This is a genomic window from Mesorhizobium delmotii (assembly GCF_900149755.1).
Taxonomy (GTDB): Bacteria; Pseudomonadota; Alphaproteobacteria; order Rhizobiales; family Rhizobiaceae; genus Mesorhizobium; species Mesorhizobium delmotii.
This window is the reverse complement of record NZ_FUIG01000049.1, coordinates 14,884-32,062: the sequence shown is the minus strand read 5'-3', so window position 1 is coordinate 32,062 and position 17,179 is coordinate 14,884. Positions and strand designations below refer to the sequence as shown.

At 59.8% G+C, this 17,179-nt stretch carries 14 protein-coding genes; 13 read left to right on the top strand and 1 reads right to left on the bottom strand.

What is annotated here, in order from left to right; all coding sequences use genetic code 11:
* Window positions 1-378 precede the first annotated feature (378 nt).
* Window positions 379-1,605 carry an MFS transporter gene (locus BQ8482_RS29740; RefSeq protein WP_123150863.1) on the bottom strand — a complete coding sequence of 409 codons (1,227 nt, stop codon included), beginning with the start codon at window positions 1,603-1,605 and terminating at the stop codon, window positions 379-381.
* Window positions 1,606-2,234: 629 nt separating this feature from the next.
* On the opposite strand from BQ8482_RS29740, the gene nifH reads away from it, so the two are divergent.
* From nifH to BQ8482_RS29665, 13 genes are all read left to right on the top strand, one after another.
* Window positions 2,235-3,128, top strand: a complete 894-nt coding sequence (gene nifH, locus BQ8482_RS29735; RefSeq protein WP_065010720.1) for a nitrogenase iron protein — start codon at window positions 2,235-2,237, stop codon at window positions 3,126-3,128.
* A gap of 94 nt (window positions 3,129-3,222) precedes the next feature.
* Complete coding sequence (nifD, locus tag BQ8482_RS29730) at window positions 3,223-4,725, top strand: nitrogenase molybdenum-iron protein alpha chain (RefSeq protein ID WP_123150862.1); 1,503 nt, start codon at window positions 3,223-3,225, stop codon at window positions 4,723-4,725.
* Window positions 4,726-4,857: 132 nt separating this feature from the next.
* Window positions 4,858-6,399: a nitrogenase molybdenum-iron protein subunit beta gene (gene nifK, locus BQ8482_RS29725; protein WP_123150861.1), complete on the top strand. Its 1,542-nt coding sequence runs from the start codon at window positions 4,858-4,860 to the stop codon at window positions 6,397-6,399.
* A gap of 62 nt (window positions 6,400-6,461) precedes the next feature.
* Window positions 6,462-7,964, top strand: a complete 1,503-nt coding sequence (gene nifE / locus BQ8482_RS29720; RefSeq protein WP_123150860.1) for a nitrogenase iron-molybdenum cofactor biosynthesis protein NifE — start codon at window positions 6,462-6,464, stop codon at window positions 7,962-7,964.
* Window positions 7,961-9,343, top strand: a complete 1,383-nt coding sequence (gene nifN, locus BQ8482_RS29715) for a nitrogenase iron-molybdenum cofactor biosynthesis protein NifN (protein WP_123150859.1) — start codon at window positions 7,961-7,963, stop codon at window positions 9,341-9,343. Before nifE ends, nifN begins: the two co-directional genes overlap by 4 nt.
* Window positions 9,309-9,806, top strand: coding sequence for a nitrogen fixation protein NifX (gene nifX / locus BQ8482_RS29710; protein ID WP_165848764.1), 498 nt, complete (start codon window positions 9,309-9,311; stop codon window positions 9,804-9,806). The genes nifN and nifX overlap by 35 nt, the downstream gene beginning before the upstream one ends.
* A 17-nt stretch (window positions 9,807-9,823) precedes the next feature.
* A complete protein-coding gene (locus tag BQ8482_RS29705) occupies window positions 9,824-10,303 on the top strand; it encodes a NifX-associated nitrogen fixation protein (RefSeq protein WP_123150857.1) in 480 nt (159 codons plus the stop codon).
* 108 nt (window positions 10,304-10,411) lie between these two features.
* Complete coding sequence (locus tag BQ8482_RS29700; protein ID WP_244603035.1) at window positions 10,412-11,116, top strand: response regulator transcription factor; 705 nt, start codon at window positions 10,412-10,414, stop codon at window positions 11,114-11,116.
* 98 nt (window positions 11,117-11,214) lie between these two features.
* Entirely contained in the window at window positions 11,215-12,102 is an 888-nt protein-coding gene (locus BQ8482_RS29695) for a universal stress protein (RefSeq protein ID WP_123150855.1), read from the top strand.
* Window positions 12,103-12,300: 198 nt separating this feature from the next.
* Window positions 12,301-12,504: a GDP-mannose 4,6-dehydratase gene (locus BQ8482_RS40745; RefSeq protein ID WP_123150854.1), complete on the top strand. Its 204-nt coding sequence runs from the start codon at window positions 12,301-12,303 to the stop codon at window positions 12,502-12,504.
* A gap of 288 nt (window positions 12,505-12,792) precedes the next feature.
* Entirely contained in the window at window positions 12,793-13,131 is a 339-nt protein-coding gene (locus BQ8482_RS29685; RefSeq protein WP_123150886.1) for an ArsR/SmtB family transcription factor, read from the top strand.
* A gap of 1,195 nt (window positions 13,132-14,326) precedes the next feature.
* Window positions 14,327-15,622, top strand: coding sequence for a lysine N(6)-hydroxylase/L-ornithine N(5)-oxygenase family protein (locus BQ8482_RS29675; RefSeq protein ID WP_123150852.1), 1,296 nt, complete (start codon window positions 14,327-14,329; stop codon window positions 15,620-15,622).
* Between the two features lie 763 nt (window positions 15,623-16,385).
* Entirely contained in the window at window positions 16,386-17,165 is a 780-nt protein-coding gene (locus BQ8482_RS29665) for a phytanoyl-CoA dioxygenase family protein (protein ID WP_123150850.1), read from the top strand.
* Window positions 17,166-17,179: the final 14 nt, after the last annotated feature.

Below are 17,179 nucleotides of genomic sequence, written 5' to 3'. Positions count from 1 at the left end.
TGGGCGCAACCGTCGATGCTGCCCGGCCCGGCGTTTTTCCTGGCGGGTTTTAAATCGAGACCAGAACGAGGCGACGCCTCAAGAACGGCACCTGTCACCCCATCAGCTGGCAAGCGCGACCGCGCTCGCCCGGGCTGCGTAACCTGACCAACTCCGCCCGGGCGAACGCTGATGCACTTCCTGTAGCCGCGAACGGTGAAGCCGCCGAGGCGAGGCGCCCGGCACTGGTCGGGTCCCAAGCGGCGGCAGTAGCCGCGAACTCCACGCGGCCTATCCGATAGGCGAGACGAAGCCCTGAACCGACAAAGTAGTCGTGGGCAGGATCGCTCCGCGCGGCTGGTGCGATTGCATCGAGCGCTGAGCTGAAGGTCTCTCCCGTTAGGAGGTGTAGGTTGCGCCTTTCGGGCCGAATAGGAACACTGTGAGGGCGGCGAGGAACGTGGCTACTGCGCTGTAGGCAAACACACTGGCGACGCCGGCATTATTCACAAGTAGTCCGCCGAAGATCGCGCCGGCGGCGATGGCAATTTGGAACGTTGAGGTCATCAGCACACCGGCGCTTTCGGCCTGCTCGGGAACGGCGCGCAGCACCATCCAAGTCTGTACCCCCACCGGCACCGCACCGAAGCCAAAGCTCCATACAGCAACCGCAATGGCCGAGGCGGAGGCCGATGCCCCAGGCATCAGCAACGAGACAGCGGCTATCGCCATGAGCAGGGGCGGCAGCGCCGCGACTGCCTTGAGGCTGTGTTTCGCCAGGAATGCGCCGGCTAAATTGCCGAAGAAGCCACATACGCCAGAAACGAGCAACAGCAGCGAGATCGTCTCGATATGGAGCGCGGGAATCTTCTCGAGGTAAACCCGGACATAGGTGAAGCTGGCGAAGTGCCCAGAAGCGACCAGCAGTACGACCAAAAGCGCGACCTTGATGGTCGGCTTCTTGATCACATTCAGCAGACCGCGGAATCCAGCCATTTCAACCGGCGGCAACGTCGGAATGGTTACGAGTTGCACCAGCAGTGTAACGGCATTGACGGCTGCGGCGATCATGAAGGTGGCTCGCCATCCCCAGATGTCGCCGACAAAGGCGCCGATTGGAGGCGTGCAAACGATAGCGACCGAAACGCCGGTGAGGATTATTGACATGGCGCGCGGCAGGAGATGATTTGGAACGAGCCGCATGGCCAGCGATGCCGAAATCGACCAGAAGCCTCCAAGCGCAATGCCGAGCACGACCCGTGCCGCCAGGAAAACCGGCAGCGACCACGCGAGCTCAGCCAGAAGGTTGGACAGGATCTGAAGCAGCATCATCGCCCACAGGACGATCCTACGGTCCAGGCGCTTTGTTATGAAGGCGACCGTCGGCGCAGAGATTGCCGCGGCAATCGCCGTCGCTGTCATCGTCTGTCCAGCCGCACCCTCTGTGACATGCAGATCATGCGCGAGCGGCGTCAGCACGCTGGCAGGCAAAAGCTCTGCCGCCACCAGCCCGAAGGTGCCCAGGGCAAGCGATATGACCGCGCCCCATGCGGGACGAGACCGTTGATCCGGCTTTTCTGGGCCGTGCAGAAAAGTCTCCATGAAGCCTGTCGCGGAGTCGGTCATGAATAAGCTCGCCAGCTCGGGTGCACTGCAACATGGGTTGGCTGCATTGACCCGCATTCATGCCAGGAGCACGCCGTTGCCGGCGGCGTCGCACGAAGGGAATGTTCATCGCTGCCCGACATGTTGTGAAAGCACCGCGTGCAATATCAGTGCCGGTTTGTCCCAGCCGGACGAGGATGTGATCGTCGGAAGGCGTCGCATCAGGCATGTTCCATGCCGACTTCGCGGGTCAGTCTCGAACCAGCCAGGCGCAACCAGCTACCAAGCACGGACATCTGATGTCCCGCAGCGGGCACGCAGCCGGTCGCTTTGCCGCCGCCTGTATGCAGCCAAAAGTCGGCTCTAGCTCGAAGGCCCACCTTCCTCCCTAGCGGTCTCGAAGCTGACGCCTTGTGTCGGGCATTGTCGGGTCCGCTACAGGGCTTGTTCCGACAATCACTTGTTTGGCAGCAAACACTTGTTGGAGCTCAGGCTAACTCGCGGGACACAAACGAAAAAATCCCTGTTGGTTATAAGCCAGTCTACTTGGCACGAGTCTTGAGACCCTTTGGGTGTGAGGCTGCAAAAGCTGCCCATCGGCATTCATATTGCGGGCAGCCGCGACGGATGAAAAAGGAAGGAAATCTATAATGTCAGGTCTGCGTCAGATCGCCTTTTACGGAAAGGGCGGCATCGGCAAGTCCACCACCTCCCAAAACACGCTCGCCGCCCTTGTCGACCTCGGACAGAGAATCCTCATCGTCGGCTGCGACCCCAAAGCCGACTCCACCCGCCTGATCCTGAACTCGAAGGCTCAGGATACTGTCCTGCATCTGGCGGCACAGGAAGGTTCGGTGGAAGATCTCGAGCTGCAGGACGTGCTCAAGATTGGCTACAGAGGCATCAAGTGCGTGGAGTCCGGCGGCCCGGAGCCGGGTGTTGGCTGCGCCGGCCGAGGCGTCATCACATCAATCAACTTCCTTGAAGAGAACGGCGCCTATGACGATGTCGACTATGTCTCCTATGACGTGCTCGGCGACGTGGTTTGCGGCGGCTTCGCGATGCCAATCCGCGAGGGCAAGGCGCAGGAAATCTACATCGTTATGTCTGGGGAGATGATGGCGCTCTATGCCGCCAACAACATCGCCAAGGGCATCCTGAAATATGCCCATTCGGGGGGCGTGCGGCTCGGAGGCCTGATCTGCAACGAACGTCAAACCGACCGTGAGCTCGACCTCGCTGAAGCCCTGGCTTCCAGGCTCAATTCCAAGCTCATCCACTTCGTGCCGCGCGACAACATCGTCCAGCACGCCGAGCTCAGGAAGATGTCAGTTATCCAGTATGCGCCGGATTCCAAGCAGGCCGGAGAGTACCGCGCGCTGGCCGAGAAGATCCATGCCAATTCTGGCCAGGGCACCATTCCGACGCCGATCACCATGGAGGAGCTCGAGGACATGCTGCTCGATTTCGGCATCATGAAGACCGACGAGCAGATGCTTGCCGAGCTTCAGGCCAAGGAAGCGGCCAAGGCGGCCGCCCAGTAACGACCGATATTGGTCGCCTCTCGAGTTGGGGCGCGCCCTGCAAAGAACGGCGCTTCATCGGTGAGGCGTCATCAGACACCTTGAAAGGGGTCCCATGAGCCTGGAATACGAGAATGATGGTGCTCTCCATGCGAAGCTTATCGAGGAGGTGCTATCGCAATATCCCGACAAGGCGGCGAAGCGCCGCAAAAAACACCTGAGCATCGCAAAGAGCGGGGATGAGGCTGGCGGGGAAAGTGAGATCATTTCCGAATGCGACGTCAAATCGAACATCAAGTCCATCCCCGGGGTCATGACAATCCGCGGCTGCGCCTATGCCGGCTCAAAGGGCGTGGTCTGGGGCCCAGTCAAGGATATGGTCCATATCTCGCACGGCCCCGTCGGTTGCGGCCAATATTCCTGGTCACAGCGCCGCAATTACTATGTGGGCACAACGGGCATCGACACGTTCGGGACAATGCAGTTCACCTCCGATTTCCAGGAGAAAGACATTGTCTTCGGGGGTGACAAGAAACTGGAGCAGATCATCGACGAGATCGAGCTACTGTTTCCGCTGAACAACGGCATCACCGTGCAGTCCGAATGCCCGATCGGTCTCATTGGCGATGACACCGAGGCAGTTTCTCGTAAGAAGGCCAAGGAATACGAAAAGACTATCGTGCCGGTGCGCTGCGAGGGCTTCCGCGGCGTCTCCCAATCACTCGGCCACCACATCGCCAATGACTCGATCCGCGACTGGGTCTTCGACAAAAAGGAGGTCGAGTTCGAGGCCGGAGCTTACGACGTCAATGTGATCGGCGACTATAATATTGGCGGCGACGCCTGGGCCTCGCGCATCTTGCTCGAGGAGATAGGATTGCGCGTGGTCGGCAACTGGTCGGGCGACGCAACACTCGCCGAGATTGAGCGCGCGCCAAAGGCCAAGCTCAATCTCATCCACTGCTACCGCTCGATGAACTACATCTGCCGGCATATGGAGGAAAAGTACGGCGTCGCCTGGATGGAGTACAACTTCTTCGGACCGTCCCAGATCGAAACCTCCCTGCGTAAGATAGCCAAGCATTTCGGGCCGGAAATCGAGGAGAAAACCGAGAAGGTGATCGCCAAGTACAGGCCGCTTGTTGACGCCGTCATCTCCAAGTACCGGCCGCGTCTCGAAGGCAATACCGTCATGCTATACGTCGGTGGCCTGCGCCCCCGCCACGTCATCACAGCTTACGAGGACCTCGGCATGGTGATCGTCGGCACCGGCTACGAGTTCGGCCACAACGATGACTATCAGCGCACCGGTCACTACGTAAAGAACGGCACGCTGATCTATGACGACGTTACCGGCTACGAGTTGGAGAAGTTCATCGAGGGAGTTCGCCCCAACCTCGTGGGCTCCGGCATCAAGGAAAAATACCCGGTGCAGAAGATGGGCATTCCGTTCCGTCAGATGCACTCCTGGGACTATTCGGGACCTTATCACGGCTATGACGGCTTTGCCATTTTCGCACGTGACGTGGATCTTGCCATCAACAATCCGGTCTGGGATCTCTACCAGGCCCCTTGGAAAGAACGCCCGCCCAGTGGGCGGGCGATAGCTGCCGAATAGACGCCCTGTCCTGGCCTAGTCTCCCCAGAGAGATCATGAACCCCGCGAGCTTGTGAGCCTCGGGATTACCGGAAACGTCTCGACCTATCTGAGCTGCCGAATGGCGCGGCCAGATTAAAAAGAGGAATACCAATGCCGCAGTCGGCCGAAAAGATCCTCGACCACGCTCCCCTGTTCCGCGAGCCGGAATACAGGCAAATGCTCGCCGAGAAGAAGCTGCATTTCGAATGTCCGCACCCGGATCAGATCGTTACCGATCAAGGCGAATTTACCAAGACCTGGGAATACCGCGAAAAGAACCTCGCCCGGGAAGCGCTGGTAATAAATCCCGCCAAGGCCTGCCAGCCGCTCGGCGCGGTGTTCGCGGCCGCGGGCTTCGAGCGGACTATGTCCTTCGTTCACGGCAGCCAGGGCTGCGTGGCCTATTACCGCTCGCACCTGTCGCGCCATTTCAAGGAACCTGCTTCGGCGGTTTCCTCCTCGATGACCGAGGACGCGGCAGTGTTCGGAGGCCTGAAGAACCTGGTCGACGGGCTCGCCAACACCTACCAGCTTTACGACCCCAAGATGATCGCAGTCTCGACGACTTGTATGGCGGAGGTCATAGGGGACGACCTGCACAGCTTCATCGAGAACGCCAAAGACGAAAACTCAGTCCCGCGCGACTTTGACGTGCCCTTTGCCCACACGCCCGCCTTCGTTGGTAGCCATGTCGACGGCTATGATGGCATGCTGAAGGGCATTCTGGAGCACTTCTGGAAGGGCCAGCAGCGCACTGAAACCAAGGGAAGCATCAACGTCATTCCGGGCTTCGACGGTTTCTGCGTTGGCAACAACAGGGAACTCAAACGTCTGCTCGATTTGATGGGTGTGTCCTACACCTTCATCCAGGACGCGTCTGACCAGTTCGACACGCCATCGGACGGGGAATACCGCATGTATGACGGCGGCACGAAGATCGAAGAGGTAAAGGGAGCACTCGACGCAGAGGCGACGGTTTCACTGCAGTACTACAACACCCGAAAAACCCTCGACTACTGCGGGCAAGTCGGGCAGGCCACGGCTTCGTTCCATTATCCGCTCGGCGTCCAGGCGACTGACGAATTCCTGATGAAGATCTCGGCGCTTTCCGGGAAGGAAATCCCCGAGGCAATCCGGCTGGAGCGCGGCCGACTGATTGATGCCATGGCGGACAGCCAGTCCTGGCTGCACGGCAAGAAATACGCGATCTACGGCGACCCGGACTTCGTGTACGCCATGGCCCGCTTCGTCATGGAAACGGGCGGCGAGCCGACACATTGCCTCGCCACCAACGGCACCTCGGCGTGGGAAGCCGAGTTGAAGGAACTGCTTGCATCCTCGCCCTTCGGCAAGGACGCTCAGGTCTGGGCGGGCAAAGACCTTTGGGCTATGCGGTCGCTGCTCTTCACGGAGCCAGTGGACCTGCTGATCGGCAATTCCTATGGCAAGTATCTGGAGCGCGACACCGGCACGCCGCTGGTCCGGCTGACGTTTCCGATCTTCGACCGGCACCACCACCATCGCTTTGCGCTCATGGGCTACCAGGGCGGGTTACGCGTGCTGACCACGATCCTCGACAAGATCTTCGACAAGCTCGATCGCGAGACGAGCCAGACCGGCGTGACGGACTATTCCTATGACCTCACCCGCTAAAAGACACGGCCGGCTTTTCGCCCAGGCCGTTCATTGCCGAATGGACTTTGGAGACTGACGCAATGACCTCGCTCAGTGCCAAGATCCAGGACGTTTTCGACGAGCCTGCCTGCGACAAGAACCGTGGCAAGAACGCCAAGGCGCGCAAGGAGGGCTGCGCAAAGCTGCTGACGCCAGGAGCGGCAGCCGGCGGTTGCGCCTTTGACGGGGCCAAGATTGTCCTGCAGCCGATCACTGACGTTGCGCACCTGGTCCACGCGCCGCTCGCCTGCGAGGGCAATTCCTGGGACAACCGCGGTGCAGCTTCGTCTGGGCCAACCTTGTGGCGCACAAGCTTCACGACCGACCTTACCGAACTCGATGTGGTGATGGGGCAGGGCGAGCGGAAGCTCTTCAAGGCGATCCGCGAAATCAAGGAAGCGTATGCGCCGCCGGCAGTCTTTGTCTATTCGACCTGCGTGACGGCGCTCATCGGCGATGATATCGAGGCAGTCTGTAAACGCGCCGCCGAAAAATTCGGCTTGGCCGTAGTCCCGATCAATGCGCCGGGCTTGGTCGGCTCCAAGAACCTTGGCAACAAGCTCGCCGCCGAGGCGTTGCTCGACCATGTCATCGGCACGGTGGAACCCGACGACGCCGGTCCGTACGACATCAACATCCTTGGTGAATTCAACCTTTCCGGCGAATTCTGGCTGATAAAGCCGCTCCTTGATCGGCTCGGGATCCGGGTACGCGCCTGCATTCCGGGCGACGCGCGCTATCTCGACGTTGCTTCCGCGCACCGCGCCCGGGCGGCTATGGTGGTGTGCTCGACGGCCCTCATCAATCTAGCCCGCAAGATGGACGAGCGCTGGGACATCCCTTTCTTCGAGGGCTCCTTCTACGGCATCTCCGACACGTCGGAAGCACTCCGCAATATCGCTGAGTTGCTGGTGAGGAAGGGCGCCGATCCGGAGATCCTGGACCGCACAGAGACGCTGATCGCCGAGCAGGAGGCGGGTGCATCGAAGAAGCTCAAGGCCTACCGGCGGCGGCTCCAAGGCAAGCGTGTGCTGCTCAACACGGGTGGTGTGAAGTCCTGGTCGGTCGTCCATGCACTGATGGAGATCGGCATGGAGATCGTCGGCACCTCGGTCAAGAAATCCACAGTTGAAGACAAGGAGCGCATCAAACAGATCCTCAAGGACGACAACCACATGTTCGAGCAGATGGCAGCGCGCGACCTTTACGCCATGCTCTCAGAAGGCAAGGCCGATATCATGCTGTCGGGTGGGCGCACGCAATTCGTCGCGCTCAAGGCCAAGACGCCCTGGCTCGACATCAACCAGGAGCGCCAACACCCATACGCCGGTTATGACGGCATGGTGGAACTCGTACGCCAGATCGACCTCGCCATTCACAACCCGATCTGGTCCCAGGTGCGGGAGCGGGCCCCGTGGGATTGCCAGCCTGGTGTGAAGGACGAACAGCCGAGCACGAAGAACGAGACCGCGACGGTGCACGCTGCCCAGGAATTCGCCGGCACGACGCCGACGATTTCGGCGAGTGTTGAGAAAATCCGATGACCCGAATCCTTGCCCAGACCAAATCAGCCTCGGTCAATCCACTGAAATCGTCACAGCCGCTGGGTGCCGCCTTGGCCTTTTTAGGGATCGACGGCGCAGTGCCGCTGTTCCACGGCACCCAGGGCTGCACCAGCTTCGCGCTCGTGCTCTTCGTCCGGCATTTCAAGGAAACGATCCCCCTACAGACCACCGCCATGGATGAAGTGACAACCATCCTCGGCGGGTCGGACAATCTGGAAGAGGCGATCCTCAATCTTAAGACTCGCACGAAGCCAAAGCTGATCGGGGTCTGCACGACGGCCCTGGTGGAAACCCGTGGCGAAGATTCCGCAGGCGACATCGCCGACATCAGGCTGAAACGGGCGGAAGAACTCGCGGGTACGGAGATCGTGCTGGCCAACACGCCGGATTTCAGCGGCGCCCTCGAAGAGGGCTGGGCCAAGGCTGTCACCGCGATGATTGAAGGCATTACGCGGCCTGGCGAGCGGGCGCGCCAGTCAAAGAAGATCGCAATCCTGCCCGGCTGGAACCTCACTGTGGCTGACATCGAGCATTTGCGCGAGATGGTTGAAAGCTTTGGGCTGCACCCGGTGATTTTGCCGGACCTCTCAGGCTCGCTTGACGGTACTGTACCAGACCACTGGGTCCCGACCACCTATGGCGGTACTAGCGTCGAGGACATCCGCGAGCTCGGCGCGGCCGAGCACTGCATTGCCATCGGCGAGCATATGCGCCGGCCGGCCAAGGTGCTGCACAAGGTGACCGGCGTCCCTTACGTGCTGTTCGAGTCACTGACCGGATTGAAGGACGCCGATCAGTTTGCTTCCCTGCTGTCCACGATTTCTGGCGAGCCTGTGCCGGCAGGCGTGTGCCGTCGGCGGGCGCAATTGCAGGATGCGTTGCTCGACGGACATTTCCATTTCGGAGGCAAGAAAATTGCGATCGCTGCTGAACCAGACCAACTCTACCAATACGCAACCTTCTTCGTGGACATGGGCTCCGAAATCGCGGCGGCGGTCACGACGACCGATATGTCGGAAATTCTGGAAAAGGTACCGGCGGAGTCGATTCAGATCGGCGATCTCGGCGATTTGGAAACGCTTGCCGGCGGCGCTGATCTTCTGGTCACCCATTCACATGGACGCCAGGCGTCGCAGCGCCTTGGCATTCCGCTCATGCGCGTCGGCTTCCCCGTCTTCGACCGGCTCGGCAGCCAGCACAAGCTCTCAATCCTCTATCAAGGGACCCGTGATCTGGTTTTCGAGGTTGCCAACATGTTCCAAGCCGACCGGCATGCGCCGACGCCTGAGGAACTTGATCCATTCCGCAAGCGGGAAACGCCAGGTGGGCCCCGTTCGTCGCCTCTCACTCGTCACTGACGAGGTTCAAGGTCCGATGCGTAAACGACAAGCAGGCGCTTTGCGCGTGGCAATCGCAACCCAAGACATGAAGGAGCTCAATGCACATTTCGGGTCCGCCAGGCGCTTTGTCATCTACGATGTGACGCGCGAGGAATGGAACCTCGTGGAAGCCGTTGCCTTCGACGACGTCTCCGACGAAAGGGGGAAACATCGGACCGAGGGGGATGACCGCATCGCACCGAAGGTGGAAGCGCTGAAGGGCTGCCACCTCCTGTTTTGTCTGGCGATCGGCGGACCTTCGGCAGCCAAGCTTGTTTCGGCAAAGATCCATCCGATCAAGGTGCGGCAGCCTCAGAGTATCCAGGAGGTGCTGTTGCGCACGCAGATGATGCTCAGGACGTGTCCTCCCCCGTGGCTGCGCAAGGTGCTGGCTGAGGCAGGTGTCGCGGAAAAGAAACCGTCCTTCGAGGAAGACGACTGAAATGAGGAGAAGGCGAAATGTCCGACCCTGCCGTTAGCCCTGCTGTCGCCGAGGACGAGATGGCGCCTGCCTCTCCGTTTCTCAAATGCCTCGTGCGGCTAATCCGTGCTCAGGACTCCTACGGGGCTTGGGAAGGCAAAGCGGACACCGAGCTGCTGGCCGCCTTCATCATCACTAAGGAACAGCGCCGTGCAATCCCGATCATCGGCGATCCCGATCCGGACGTGCTGTGGAGGCTTGACATGTTTTACACCGCCGTTGGGCTTGCGATCGAGGAGCGCTGCGGCCTGATGGCATCGCCGATGATGGAGCTGAGCCATGAAGGCTTTGGGCGCGTGCTTTTCACGGCCGGGCGGTTGGTCGCTCTCTCGAAGTCGCTGCGCGACGTCCACCGGTTCGGCTTCGAGACGTTCCGGAAGCTCGCCGAGGCCGGCACGAAACTGGTCGGCGACGCAATCGCAGCCATCGAAACCTATCCCGAGGTAGCGCGCGCGTGATGGGAGCAGGTGTCGAGCAAAGGGGCCATGCCAGGTCTTGAGCAGCTGCGATGGCTAGCCTGCGCAGCCGACGCGGTCCACGCCGATGGGGCTCTTGAGGTAGTGCCGATGAAGCCACTTGTCCTGATCTGTTCGCATGATACCGAGTTCTATCTGTTCCTGAGCCACATACTGGAGGTGGACGGCTTCGCCAGTGAGCCGGCAGGCGGCGCCAAGGAAGCGCTTGCATTGGCCGACGAACGGGAATTCAAGGCCGTGGTGCTGGACTGCGGGCCAGCCCGCATAACCGGGTCTGCAATTTGCGCCCGGCTCAAGCGGGAGCCCCGGACCGGCGGGCTGCCGATTATTGCCCTGATCGCGCCCGGCGCCGAGAACCAGCACCTCGATCTCCTGAAGGCTGGCATTGACGAGAGCTTTGTGCGGCCGATCGCCCCGGCCAAGCTGCTCGACTGTCTACGCGCGAGGCTGGCGCTGACCAAGCGGGGTGCGAATGGTCTTGAAAACGGCGGTTGGCTCTCCTGTGGCGGCCTCGAGATCAAGCTCGACGCCCACCGGGTTCGCGGCAATGGCCACGACATCCACCTCGGACCCATCGAGTTCAACGTGCTGCGGCTTATGATTGAAGCTCCCGGGAAGGTCTTCAGCCGGGACGAACTTATCGGCGCGGCCTGGCCGTCCAACATCCATGTCGGTCCACGCACCGTCGATGTCCATATCAGCCGGATCAGAAAAGCCCTGAAGACAGCTTCGCCCGGCAGCGTGATTCGCACCGTCCGGTCGGCCGGCTACTCGCTCGAGAAGCCGGACGACTGAATCAATTGCCGGGTGTGGTGCCCCCCTTTTCCTCGCGCTGTGAGCCGGTCTTGCGGCCTGAAACGCCCCTAAACGAATACTCAGGAAGAAGCAGGCAAATGGGTTTTAAAAGCGTACTCTGTGTGACCGGCGCTGACCATTCCGATCGGGACGTCAGAACTGCTGCCGGCTTAAGTGCCGAAGTCGGCGCGCACCTTTCCGTACTGATTATACCGCCTCCGATGCTCCTTATGTCGTATCCGTCGATCGGAGATGGTGTCCCCGAGTGGCCTGGAGGACGTGGACAGGCAATTGCCAGATTGAATGACCGGTTTCGGCAAATCGATCGATTTACACAGGACGTGGCCAGACTGGAAAAACGCTCCAAAGATATCCAGAAACTGCTGAGAGCTATGTCGCTCGCCTATGACGTTGAAACCGACAATTGCGATCCGGGAAGCCTCGGCGAAGTGGTACGACAGCGGGCGCTCTGCGCCGACCTCACGATCATCGGACCGTGTCTCCTCAATGACGAGAATCTCGGACCTCCTGTTGTCAATGGCTGCTTGTTCGATACGGGAAGGCCGGTACTCGTTGTGCCGAAGGGCACTGAGGCGACCCTGTGGCCACGGCGCGTCCTGGTCGGTTGGGATTCGCGTGTCGAGGCGTCCCGTGCGGTTCGGGAAGCGTTGGGTATGTTATGCGCTGCTGACGAAGTTCGTGTTGCCCTGGTCGATCCGAAGGCGAACTACAACGGGAACGGTGCGGAGCCTGGAGCCGACATCGCTGCCCATCTCACTCGGCACGGTGCTCGGGTGTCGATTGACCTGTTGCCAAGTGCCGGCAAATCGGCGGCTACGGTGCTTGCGCATCACGCAATCGAGATTTCTGCCGACATGATAGTCATGGGCGCTTATGGCAGCCGTCGGCTGCGTGAGCGGCTCTTTGGCGGTGTGACGAGATGGATTTTTGAAAAGCCGACATTGCCGCTGTTTTTGGCGCGCTGACTGGTTCCCATGGGGTCTGGGGTCGGTTCTTAATCGCATTTGATGAAAGGCATTCATACCGCAGATGCGCTTCATCGAAACAATTGATTTTGCGGCGAATAACAAACATGAAAGAGCGTTGCTCGGGAGGCGACGCCCACCGGAAATCTCTCCAGTCATGCGCAAGGCGGAAGGTGGAACGGAGTCCTCCCAGTTCTAATGCTCTCGGTACCACCACTCAATTCAATCGCTCGTTCCTGGCGCATCCTGCAGCACCACGAGCTGACGATGCTCGCGACCGGCGAGACGCATTCGGTCCGCAGCTTTGTCGAGGCTGCCTTCAGGTGTGTCGGGAAGGAGATCGTCTGGAAGGGGGAAGGCATTGGCGCGCTAGGCCGCGAACGCAGGAGTAGTCAGCGCTGATCCGGATAGACAAGCGATTATTTCCGTCCGACCGAGGTGGACCTGCCGATTGGCGACGAGTCTCAGGCGGCCACCAAACGCGTCTGTCTCCGGCCACCCCGGCATAGTTGGGGTGCGCAGGGTGCGCCGGCGGTCCGGCGCCCGAGGCAAAGGTCCTCATGGCGGACAGTCGTAATCGGAACTATTCCCGGTAGCGTTGAGTCGCCAGCGCACTTTCGCGAGTGAGTCTATGGAAATCAGACGCTATTGCCCCCATAGCGCCGGATGAGCAGGAAGGTGTGGGGATCGATGGTCTCGAAAAAGCTAATTGCCAATGCCGAATCAGCGGCTGCGTTTCTGACGCTGATGGGCAACGAGAAACGACTGTTGATCATGAACTATCTGGCCGACGGTGAAATGTCGGTCGGTGCTATCGCCGAGAAGGTTCTGCTCAGCCAATCCGCCCTGTCACAGCATCTGGCCAAACTGCGGGCGCTCGATCTCGTCGAGACTCGGCGCGACCGGCAGATGATCTACTATTCGTGTAAATCCGATGCCGTGCGCGAACTTCTCAACACGCTGGACGGGATTTTCGGCGAAGGTGAGTTGTCGCAGATTGCGTACCTCCTGCGTCGCTCCGGGACGTGACCGGCGAATGCATGTCGCCCAAAGCCTGCCCTTGGGCTTGACCCTGGGCTTGACCCGAGGGTGCGAAGCGGTTTTGGGATAATGAGACGCATGCACGAACTGGCCGCGCCCCCGTTATCTCGCTGACGATTCTTAATTTGATTAATCGCGCAGCGACGACTGTCTGGTCCGGGCACAACGTCCCGACCTGGTGGCCGGGCGCTCCTTGCCGTCATTTCGCGCGTGTTGGCGCCTTCAATGCAATGCTGCTCGATCGCTTCGAGCCGCTTTCGGTTCCACCGTGATCGACGCCGGCTACGCCGGCGAAGTTGTAAGCTTCGAGTTGGCGCAGACGGTCGGACTAATGTCCGCGTCGTCGGCATCGACTTCGACGAAAGCGAGCTTGTGCGGGCGCGCGAAGAAGCCGCCCTGGGCGCCGTTTAGTAGCGTGCTAATGGGAGCGTCATGCGCTGTAAGAACACCGTGCAATCAGACGAGGAGATCCGCGGGCGCTGCAAAGCTTACCCCTTCAATGTCGGACACCCGACAGGATCACAAACCTTCTGCCCATTGTTTTGCTTATAGTTTCCTTGTGGCCACGTTCGAATGCGGAGGACCTTCCGAACACATCAGCGGATGTCCTCCCATGATCAGGCTAAGGGAACAAGCGTGCCCTACGTAAGAGTATTTTTCGGGTGCGGAGCTGCCCTATTAGTCCACCGACAAGAGGACGGCGACGTGCAGCCAGCGCAAGGTTTCCCTCAATGTCGGATACCCGACAGGATCACAAACCCGCTCCCCATTGCTTTCATGAGAATTTCCTTCTGGCACGTTAGATGCAGGGGTTCTTCCGAATCATCAAAGGATGTCCTCCTATGATCAGGCTCACGGAAGAATGCTGTCGCCGCATTCGAGACCGCGCCCTCGTGGATCCCCAAGCCGGTCAAAAGTCGGCGCGTCATGTTGGAGGTGGCGACTGCGCCTGATTAAAACCCGGGATAAGCTTGGAAAGCATCTCGCTGACCGAGACGCGATCATTCGAAGCGGGCGGAGATATGTCGATCGCGCCTACGCCCCACGCCTCGCCGACATGAGTGTCGATCTCATCACTATTCTGGGATCCATGGGCTTCACAGCCGACCACACGAATAAGCCCAGTGGCCGATATTCGCCGCGAACATCGCCTGATTGGGAAACACCTGTAGGAGCAGGACAAGTGGAGCTCTCTTGCATTGGAGTGGGTGCCGGGCCGTCCAATTTGAGCCTTGCGTGTCAGATACACGAGCAAATTGGGCAAGGGGCGCTGTTCTTAGATCGGCAAGTCGACTTCCGCTGGCACCCAGGCAGCGCATTCGATTCCTCGGAGCTCCAGGTCAGCCACTTTAAGGATCTGGTCACGCTGGTGAATCCGCGGTCAGCCTACACTTTCATAAACTACCTGCACGAGAACGGGCGTCTGTACCACTTCCTGAATGCACAGTTCGAGGCCGTGCTCAGAGCTGAGTTCGAGCAATATCTGAACTGGGCCTTCCACAGGAACCCACTTGTCCGCGGCGGCGAGACGGTGCGCGAAATTCGCTTTGACGGCGAATTTCGGGTGCGGACGGATAATGCGGTTCTCGGCGCCAGAAACGTCGTGGTCGGCATTGGCAAGCAGGCGCAAATTCCGCCTCAGCTTCAGGGCTGGACTGGACGCAACCTGTTCCACTCATCTGAATTGCTGCACATCCACCCTGAGGTGCACAAAAAGCATGTCTGCGTGGTCGGCGGGGGACAGTCGGGAGCCGAGGTGCTGTTGCATCTTGTCGGCCGGCCGGAAGAAGGGCGGCCTGCCTCGATCACTTGGGCCTCGCAACGCGAAAACTACCTGCCCCTCGACAACAGCCCGTTCACAAACGAGTTGTTCATGCCCTGTTTTTCGGATCGTTTCGCGGCGATGAGCGAGTCGCACCGCATGCTGTTCCTGCGGCGTTTTATGCTTGCTTCTGACGGCATTTCGGAAAGCACGTTGCGCGCTGTTTATCAGGCGCTGTACCGCCACGCATTTCTCGAGCCAAACCAATGCGAAATCACACTGCGGCCGGGCTGCACCGTCTTGCACTGCATCAATGCCGGCGCGGGTCACAGGCTGACCCTGCAGCACGGCATGGACGAGTTCGAAGAAGTCACGGCCGACATCGTCATCCTGGCCACCGGTTACGAGAACGCGGTACCAGCCTTCTTGGAACCGATGGCGGACCGGCTGGAACAGATCGACAATGAATTGGCCATTGGCGACGATTTTTCGGTGTGCTGGGACGGACCGCGTGACAGACGCATCTTCGTACAGAACGCGAGCCTCGGGCAGCGCGGGCTGGCTGATCCGAATCTAAGCCTGCTGGCCTGGCGAGCGCGTCGGATCCTCGACAGCCTTCTGGGGCGCACGCCGCGCGCCAACTCTGAGCATCCCGGCTTCATCAGCCCTTACAGCTGGTCCGACCCCATTGCAGAAGAAATGGGCAGCGGGATATGACCCGCCGACTACTGATCATCGGCGGTGGCATCCAAGGAACAATGTCGGCCTTGGCCGCAGCGAAAGCCGGAGCCTTCTCCGAAATCATCGCGACTGAACAACCCATTGGACTAAGCGGCGCATCGCATTATTCCGCGGGCGTGCATTTCCCCTTCGGTCGTAAAGACCCTAGCAGGTCGCTCACTCGAAAGTGCGCAGTGGCCTTGGTGGCCATGGCTGGGTCGGCGGTCAGCGCAGGGTTCCGGCCCGTGGCGATGCGTGTCGTGGCTGGATCGGGTGAGGTAAGTGATCGGGACCAGTTTAGGGAACCTTGGGATCCGGGTCGGCCTGGGATAAGGAGTCAACCGCCGAACTTCTCTGGACAATACCCGTTTTGGGAGCATCGGTGGAGCTCATGTCGCCGATGTGCCCGCCCTGATCGCCCAACCCGAATGGGACGGTGTCACAAAGATCCGCGTGGCGCACGGCTTGCGCTGCGTCAGGCTGCGCGAAAGGTCGCCTACCGAGCAGCCGCATCATCAATAGCATGCTGGGCCCGTGACCACCGTGCAGACGTACCGGATCTACAGATCTTTACGGCCTGGACGATCTCTCCAGTGAGGAGGGACAACAAAGCCCTGCAACACACCCGGAGCGGAACGCACTTAGCATCGCCGTCCACATGCCGTGCAGTAGCGTCTCCTTGGACCCACAACCTGACAGCGCCCGACTGCCCTAACCGGAATGTTCGACCAGCCAATCTATCCAACAGGAGGCTTTTCGCATGTTGACTGATGCACAAAGAGAAAAGTGGCAGAAAGACGGATATGTCAAGCTCGAAAGGTTCTTCGATCCCACGGCTGTGGAACGTATTTCAAGCTTTGTTGAAGACGTATCACGCTGGGATGTTAGCGATGACAAATGGCTAATGTGGTTCGAGAAGACGACGGATAATCGAAAGATCATCTCTAAGGCCGAGAATTTTCTCGACTTCCATGATCCATTGCGTCATCTGCTCCTCGACGATCAGCGCATAAGGTCTGCGGTCGAGGAGCTGCTTGACGAAGGGTCGCGTAGGCTCAAGGAGTTGCTGATTTTCCACTATCCCGACAGCGGCGGCTATCGCCCGCATCAGGACATCTATCACATTCCACACAGACTCCCCGACCGGATGGTCCATGCGGTCGTTGCCATAGGCATCGACGACTCCGACCCGGGCAACGGCGGGCTTTTTTTCAGCCCCGGCAACCACAAGAAGGGGATATTTCCCATGGATGCTGGCGGGGTGATTGATCCTGAGATCGCCGAAACATTCTCGTGGGAACCCGTAGTATGGAAGGCTGGCGACATCTTCATCTTCGACGATTACGCACCGCATTACTCACAGCCGAACAAAAGCAATCGTTCGCGGCGGACGCTCTACTTGGTGTTCCAGCGTGCTTCAACCGGTGGACCGACCCGCGCTGAATATAACGTGCTAAAGCGCGCCCTTAATCCGCCAGAGGGCAAAGTGGCCGATCTCGACAATCTCAAGCCGCCAAACGGCATTTTCTATCGCGATTGAGCTCACACGGCTAG

What these genes read in the sequence shown, in the direction of transcription:
- nifE (WP_123150860.1), top strand. Translation starts at nt 6,462, where the DNA reads ATGACCTCGCTCAGTGCCAAGATCCAGGACGTTTTCGACGAGCCTGCC.
- BQ8482_RS29705 (WP_123150857.1), top strand. Translation starts at nt 9,824, where the DNA reads ATGTCCGACCCTGCCGTTAGCCCTGCTGTCGCCGAGGACGAGATGGCG.
- BQ8482_RS29700 (WP_244603035.1), top strand. Translation starts at nt 10,412, where the DNA reads ATGAAGCCACTTGTCCTGATCTGTTCGCATGATACCGAGTTCTATCTG.
- nifH (WP_065010720.1), top strand. Translation starts at nt 2,235, where the DNA reads ATGTCAGGTCTGCGTCAGATCGCCTTTTACGGAAAGGGCGGCATCGGC.
- nifN (WP_123150859.1), top strand. Translation starts at nt 7,961, where the DNA reads ATGACCCGAATCCTTGCCCAGACCAAATCAGCCTCGGTCAATCCACTG.
- nifD (WP_123150862.1), top strand. Translation starts at nt 3,223, where the DNA reads ATGAGCCTGGAATACGAGAATGATGGTGCTCTCCATGCGAAGCTTATC.
- BQ8482_RS29740 (WP_123150863.1), bottom strand. Translation starts at nt 1,605, where the DNA reads ATGACCGACTCCGCGACAGGCTTCATGGAGACTTTTCTGCACGGCCCA.
- BQ8482_RS29685 (WP_123150886.1), top strand. Translation starts at nt 12,793, where the DNA reads ATGGTCTCGAAAAAGCTAATTGCCAATGCCGAATCAGCGGCTGCGTTT.
- BQ8482_RS40745 (WP_123150854.1), top strand. Translation starts at nt 12,301, where the DNA reads ATGCTCTCGGTACCACCACTCAATTCAATCGCTCGTTCCTGGCGCATC.
- BQ8482_RS29695 (WP_123150855.1), top strand. Translation starts at nt 11,215, where the DNA reads ATGGGTTTTAAAAGCGTACTCTGTGTGACCGGCGCTGACCATTCCGAT.
- BQ8482_RS29665 (WP_123150850.1), top strand. Translation starts at nt 16,386, where the DNA reads ATGTTGACTGATGCACAAAGAGAAAAGTGGCAGAAAGACGGATATGTC.
- nifK (WP_123150861.1), top strand. Translation starts at nt 4,858, where the DNA reads ATGCCGCAGTCGGCCGAAAAGATCCTCGACCACGCTCCCCTGTTCCGC.